Here is a 5914-nt window from a genome sequence, read left to right as displayed (position 1 = left end):
CCGGGTAGCCAGGACGACGCGGATCCCTCACCCATCCAGGCCGCGACGGCATCACCTGCCGACCGCGACACCGTGACGACGACACCGCCACCGTGACCACCACACCACGACACACGCCCCACGCATTCATCGGCATCTCCAAGGCCGCGGCGTCGGCAATCTCGGCGTCGGCTAACATCCTCTGCTGCGTTGGTTGGTTTCCCGTCCCCCTGCTGCCCGATTGTCTTGGCCGCGGGCGCGCGCCTCAAGCGGACTATTGGACGCTTCGCGCCGGCGATGACCGCTTGACCCGCGCGCCCGCGGCTAAGAACGGGCAGCTATCAGGGGGACGGGGGGAGTCTGGCGACGACTCCCGCGGCGTTGGCCCCGTTACGGTGTGGCGTTGGTGTCGTTGGGCGTCCGCTTGGTGAGATTTCGCCGTGATTCGGGAGACATCACGAGGATTACCCCAGCCTCAACACCCCTACAGCCATGGTGATGCTCGCGTAATCCTCGTGATGTAGGCGATCGTCGATGATCATCGCTGTCCACCGTCCGGCAAACGGGGCGAAACGGGCACGCCAACGGCGAGGCGTGCCCACATCCTCCCCGTCCCCCTGATAGCTGCCCGTTCTTGGCCGCGAACCCGCGGGTCAAGTCCGCCCGTCGTCGCGAAAGCGACTCCCTGGCGGACTTGAGGCGCGGGTTTGCGGCAAGAGAATGGGGCAGCAGGGGGACGGGGAGCCCCGGCGAACGCCACACCGAGCCGAACGGATCGACGTGGGTCAGCGGGCGAAGCAGCCGGCCAGGTGGTCGTTGACCAGGCCGCAGGCCTGCATGGCGGCGTACGTCGTGGTGGGGCCGACGAAGACGAAACCGCGCTTCTTCAAAGCCTTCGCCAGGGCCGTCGACTCGGGCGTGACCGCGGGGACGTCGGCCAGCGAGACCGGTGCCGGGCGACTGGCGGGGTCGGGGGCGAAGGACCAGATGAGGCGGTCGAGCGCGCCCTCGCCGTCGGTGTCCTGCAGGTCGACGAGCGCCCGGGCGTTGGCGATGGCGGCCGCGACCTTGGCGCGGTTGCGGACGATGCCGGTGTCGGCCATCAGCCGGGCCTCGTCCTCGGCCCCGAAACCGGCGACGACGGAGGGGTCGAAGGCGGCGAACGCCTTGCGGAAGCCGTCGCGTTTGCGCAGGATCGTCAGCCACGACAGCCCCGACTGGAACGCCTCGAGCGTGAGCCGCTCGTACAGCGCGGTGTCGCCGTGGACGGGGCGGCCCCACTCGTCGTCGTGGTAGGCGACGTAGTCGGGCGTGCTGGTGCCCCACAGGCAGCGCGGCTTGCCGTCGGGGCCCTCGACGAGGTCAGCGGCCATGGAACACCGCCTGCTGCTTGGCCAGGAACGCCTCGACGGCGGCGCGGTGGTCGTCGGAGGCGCCCGTCCACTGCATCATGTCGGCCTCGTGGTCGAGCGACTCGTCGAGGCCGTGCGTCGCCGAGAACTCCAGGGCCCGGCGCAGTGCCGCGTAGGCGCGCGTCGGGCCGGCGGCGAACCCGCGGGCGAGCTCCATGGCCCGCGGCAGCACGTCGTCGGCGGGCACGACCTCGGTCGCCAGCCCGAGGGCCAGTGCCTCGTCGGCCTTGACGGTGCGGGGCAGGAACAGCAGCTCACGCGCCTTGGCCCAGCCGACCAGCCGGGGGAGCGTCCAGGACGACCCGGTGTCGGACGACAGCCCGATGGCGGCGAAGGCGAGGTTGAAGCCGGCGGAGTCGGCGACGATGCGAAGGTCACAGGCGAACGCGTAGGACGCACCGGCGCCGGCCGCCACGCCGTTGACGGCCGCCACCACCGGCTTGGGCATGGTGAGCAGCGCCCGGACCGTCGAGTTGTAGTGCTCGCGCACCGTGGTGGCGAGGCCGGAGTCGCCGGAGGCCAGCGCCTGGGCGTGCTCCTTGAGGTCTTGGCCGACGCAGAACGCCCGGCCGGAGCCGGTGAGCACCACGGCGCGCACCGCCTCGTCGTGGGCGGCGGCCAGTGCGGCGTCGCGCAGCGCGACCTTGGTGGCGGTGTCGAGGCTGTTCATGGCCTCGGGCCGGTCGAGCGTGATGACGCCGACGCCGTCGTCGACCTCGTAGCGCACCGGGCTCACTGGTCACCCTCCATCAGTTGTGCGGAAGTCGGGTCATGCAACGATCACTCACTCTCTCCGGTCGGCCTCAGCCCTGGACCGAGGGCTCAGGGAGACCTCCGGCCCCCCATCACCCTCGGTGTTGCATCACCCTCCTTGGGGGTTCCTGACAGGCAGGCGTCGACGAACCGGCCGGCGGCAGGTTGCAGCCGAGCGGCGTGCTCGTCGAAGAAGGCGGCGGCGTCGTCGCCGGGCCAGACCGCGGGCAGCAGCTCGCGCGGCAGTCCGGGGTCGGTGAACAGGAACTTGCGCCACTCGTGGACGAGCCGGCTGCGGACGGCGAACGCCTGCTCGTCGGTCGGCTGGTCGGGCAGCGTATCGAGCAGGCCGCGGGCGTCGGCCAGCCAGCGCAGGTAGGACCGGCCGACGGCGTCGAGGTCCCATGCGCGGCGCACCAGCTCGGCGTCGTCGCCCTGGTGGCGGGCGCTGAACCGCTCGGCCCGCAGGTCCTCGGCGTCGAGCAGCGACACCAGCTCGGGCGACGGCCGGGCGGCGATCCAGGTGCCGTCGCCGACCGGCGCGTATCCGAGGTAGGCCAGCCCGTTGCGCAGCCGCTCGCGGGCGGCCCGTTGCGCCGACCGCTCGGGCACGACGACGTGCCACCGGCCGTCCCATTCGCCGCGGCCGTTGGTGCGGTAGATGCGCGCAGCGGCCTCCTCGAGGCGGCGGTCGGCCCGCTCGGTGAGCTCGTAGCCGGGCGAGCCGTCGATGCGGACCGGGTGCAGCCAGCCCTGTTTCACCATGCGCGACACGGCTGTTCGCACCGCCGGCGCGGCGATGCCGAGCGGGGCGAGCAACCGCACCAGCGCGGCGACCCTGGCCTTGCCGCCACGCGAGCGCACGTGATCGCCATAGAGGTCGAACAGTGCGGATCTGGCGTTCACAGTGCTCCATCCTGCCAGCCCCCACCGACAGCCACGCCCGCCGATCCGGGAGCGCCCGGGTGAGGACATACCGACCGCGGTCTCCCCGCGACGACCAACATGCGGGATAATGACCTCCATCGTGACGCACACGGCTGGTGCTCCCTGGCCATCAGGGGGTTTGGGTGTGCGCCTGAAGAAGGAAGGGGTGCGCGGATGGCGGCGATGAAGCCGCGGACTGGCGATGGGCCGCTCGAGGTCACCAAGGAGGGTCGCGGCATTGTCATGCGCGTCCCGATCGAGGGTGGCGGTCGTCTGGTCGTCGAGCTCACTGCTGACGAGGCCGGCGCGCTGGGTGATGCGTTGAAGGATGTCGTCGGCTGACGTGTCGTTGCCGTGAGCATTGAATAGGTGCCCTCGTCCGGCGCCTGCGGCGCTGGGCGGGGGCATTACTCTGCCCGGAGGACCCCGAAGTCAGGGCTGGAGGAGTACGCGTGTCAGCTGAGAGCACTGTTCGCCCCACCGAGGTCGTGGTCGACGCCCGGCCGCTGCTGGACGCCGAGGCCGGCGTGCTGGCACTGGCGGTCTGGCCCGACGACGCGCCGGACGCGGCCGACGACGGCGACGGCTCGCCGTGGATCGGCCCCGGCGGCGCGGAGGTCGCCGAGGCGCTGGGGCTGGACCTGTTCGCCGCGCTCGACCGCGACGGCGGCACCGGCAAGGCCGGCGAGGTGGTGTCCGTGCCGGTCTTCGCCGAGGGCAGGGGTGCGGCCAGCGTCGACGGCGAGGTCGACGTCACGCGGGTGCTGCTGGTGGGTCTCGGCGACGGGTCGGCCTCGGCGTACCGGAAGGCCGGCGCCGCGCTCGCCCGAGCCGCCCGCGGCACCGACCGGCTGGCCTCCGCCGTCACCGCGACGGCCGACGACGCCGCCACGCGCGCGTTCGTCGAGGGCGCCGTGCTGGCCACGTACGCGCTCGGCGACTTCCGGGGCACGCCGCTCCCGCAGGCGAAGCGGCCGCTCGGGACGCTGGTGCTGGCCGGCGAGGGCGCCCGTGCGGACGTCGTCGCCGCGGCGGTCGCGATCGCCGGCGCCGGCTGGACCGCCCGCGACCTCGCGCAGACCCCCTCGAACGTCAAGGACCCCGAGTGGCTGGCCGAGCAGGCACGCCGGCTCGGCGCCGAGCACGGTCTCGACGTCCGGGTGCGCGATGAGAAGGCGCTGGCCGACGAGGGCTTCGGCGGCATCCTGGCAGTCGGCCAGGGATCCGAGCGGCCGCCGCGGCTCATCGCCATGCGTTACGAGCCGCCGAACGCCGGCCGGGGCACGCCGCACGTCGTGCTCGTCGGCAAGGGCATCACGTACGACACCGGCGGGCTGTCGCTCAAGCCGCGCGAGGGCATGGTCCCGATGAAGACGGACATGACCGGCGGCGCCGTCGTCATGGGCGTCCTCTCCGCCGTGCGCGAGCTCGGCATCGCCGTCCGCGTCACCGGCCTCGTCGCGGCCGCCGAGAACATGCCCGGCGCGAGCGCCCAGCGCCCCAGCGACGTCATCCGCCAGTACGACGGCACGACGGTCGAGGTGCTCAACACCGACGCCGAGGGCCGCCTGGTGCTGGCCGACGGCATCGGCTACGCCGTGGCGGAGCTGGAGCCGACGGTCATCGTCGACGTCGCCACGCTCACCGGCGCCGCCACCACGGCGCTCGGCCGCGGACACGGCGCCCTGTACTCGACGTCGGACGAGCTGGCCGCCGCGTTGCGCGAGGCCGGCGAGGCGGCCGGGGAGCGGCTGTGGCGGATGCCGCTGGTCGACGACTACCGCTTCGGCCTCGACTCCTCGATCGCCGACATCTCGCACATCGACACCGCCCACCTCGGCGGCGGGTCGATCATGGCGGCGCTGTTCCTGCAGCGCTTCGTCGGCGACGTGCCGTGGGCGCACCTCGACATCGCCGGCCCGGCTCGCGCCGACTCCGACAAGGCCGAGGTGACCAAGGGCGGTACGGGGTTCGGCGTACGGGCGCTGCTGTACTGGCTCGAGGCCGGCGCACCGCTCGCCTGACATCTTCCTGGGAGGACACATGTACGGACTGAGCGTGCGCTGGTCGCTGGCCGACGCGCCCGCCGATGTCGCCGAGGCGCTGCGCGAGTACGTCCGCGACACCTCGCTGGCCCGCTTCACCGGCATGGACGGCCTGCGGTTCAAGACGTGGCGCATGCGGCCGGGCGAGTGGTTCGAGGGCACCTACGTGTTCGAGACCGCGGCCGCCCGCGACGCCTTCGCCGCCTCGTTCGCCGAAACGGCCGCCGACTCGCCCGGCTCGAAGCTGATCGGGTCGGCGCCGGTCCTGCAGGAGCCGTTCGAGGTGGTGGCCGTCGCGGAGGGTGGCGCCGGGTTCGCCGCCGGGCCGGGTCCTGCGTAGGTTTCCCGTCCCCCTGCTGCCCGATTGTCTTGGCCGCGTGCGCGCGCCTCAAGCGGACTGTGGAGGCGCTTCGCGCCGGCGATGACCGCTTGACCCGCGCGCCCGCGGCTAAGAACGGGCAGCTATCAGGGGGACGGGGGGAGTGTGGCGACGGTCCTGTCGGGGGCGTCGGCCCCGTTACTGTGTGGCGTTGGTGTTGTTGAGCGTCCACCTGGTGAGATTTCACCGTGATTCGTGGGCCATCACGAGGATTACCCCAGCGTCAACACCCCTACAGCCATGGTGAAGCTCACGTAATCCTCGTGATGTAGACGATCGCCGATGATCATGGGCGTATGCAGCCCGGCAAACCGGGCGAAACGGGCACATCAACCTCGAGGCGTGCCCACATCCTCCCCGTCCCCCTGATAGCTGCCCGTTCTTGGCCGCGGACGGGTGAGTCAAGCGGTCATCGTCGC

Annotated in this window: 6 protein-coding genes; 3 read left to right on the top strand and 3 right to left on the bottom strand. The window is 72.2% G+C overall.

What is annotated here, in order from left to right:
• Window positions 1–764: 764 nt before the first annotated feature.
• The 3 genes from DY240_RS07280 to DY240_RS07270 form a co-directional block, all read right to left on the bottom strand.
• On the bottom strand, window positions 765–1352 hold the full coding sequence (locus DY240_RS07280; protein WP_119659289.1) for a DNA-3-methyladenine glycosylase I: 588 nt from the start codon (window positions 1350–1352) through the stop codon (window positions 765–767).
• The gene (locus DY240_RS07275; protein ID WP_233552639.1) at window positions 1342–2127 is read right to left on the bottom strand and encodes an enoyl-CoA hydratase-related protein; all 786 of its coding nucleotides are present in this window, start codon (window positions 2125–2127) and stop codon (window positions 1342–1344) included. The genes DY240_RS07280 and DY240_RS07275 overlap by 11 nt, the downstream gene beginning before the upstream one ends.
• Window positions 2128–2213: 86 nt before the next feature.
• Window positions 2214–3050 carry a PaaX family transcriptional regulator gene (locus DY240_RS07270; protein ID WP_119659288.1) on the bottom strand — a complete coding sequence of 279 codons (837 nt, stop codon included), beginning with the start codon at window positions 3048–3050 and terminating at the stop codon, window positions 2214–2216.
• 195 nt (window positions 3051–3245) lie between these two features.
• Between DY240_RS07270 and DY240_RS07265 the strand changes: the two genes are divergently transcribed.
• From DY240_RS07265 to DY240_RS07255, 3 genes are all read left to right on the top strand, one after another.
• A complete protein-coding gene (locus DY240_RS07265) occupies window positions 3246–3413 on the top strand; it encodes a DUF3117 domain-containing protein (protein WP_069114398.1) in 168 nt (55 codons plus the stop codon).
• Window positions 3414–3523: 110 nt separating this feature from the next.
• On the top strand, window positions 3524–5095 hold the full coding sequence (locus DY240_RS07260; RefSeq protein ID WP_199701013.1) for a leucyl aminopeptidase: 1572 nt from the start codon (window positions 3524–3526) through the stop codon (window positions 5093–5095).
• A gap of 19 nt (window positions 5096–5114) precedes the next feature.
• Window positions 5115–5456, top strand: a complete 342-nt coding sequence (locus DY240_RS07255) for a hypothetical protein (protein WP_119659286.1) — start codon at window positions 5115–5117, stop codon at window positions 5454–5456.
• The last annotated feature ends 458 nt before the right edge of the window (window positions 5457–5914 follow it).

Source organism: Jiangella rhizosphaerae, from assembly GCF_003579925.1.
Classification (GTDB): domain Bacteria; phylum Actinomycetota; class Actinomycetes; order Jiangellales; family Jiangellaceae; genus Jiangella; species Jiangella rhizosphaerae.
The sequence above is the reverse complement of the archived record's forward strand: the minus strand, read 5'-3'. Positions and strand labels throughout refer to the sequence as shown.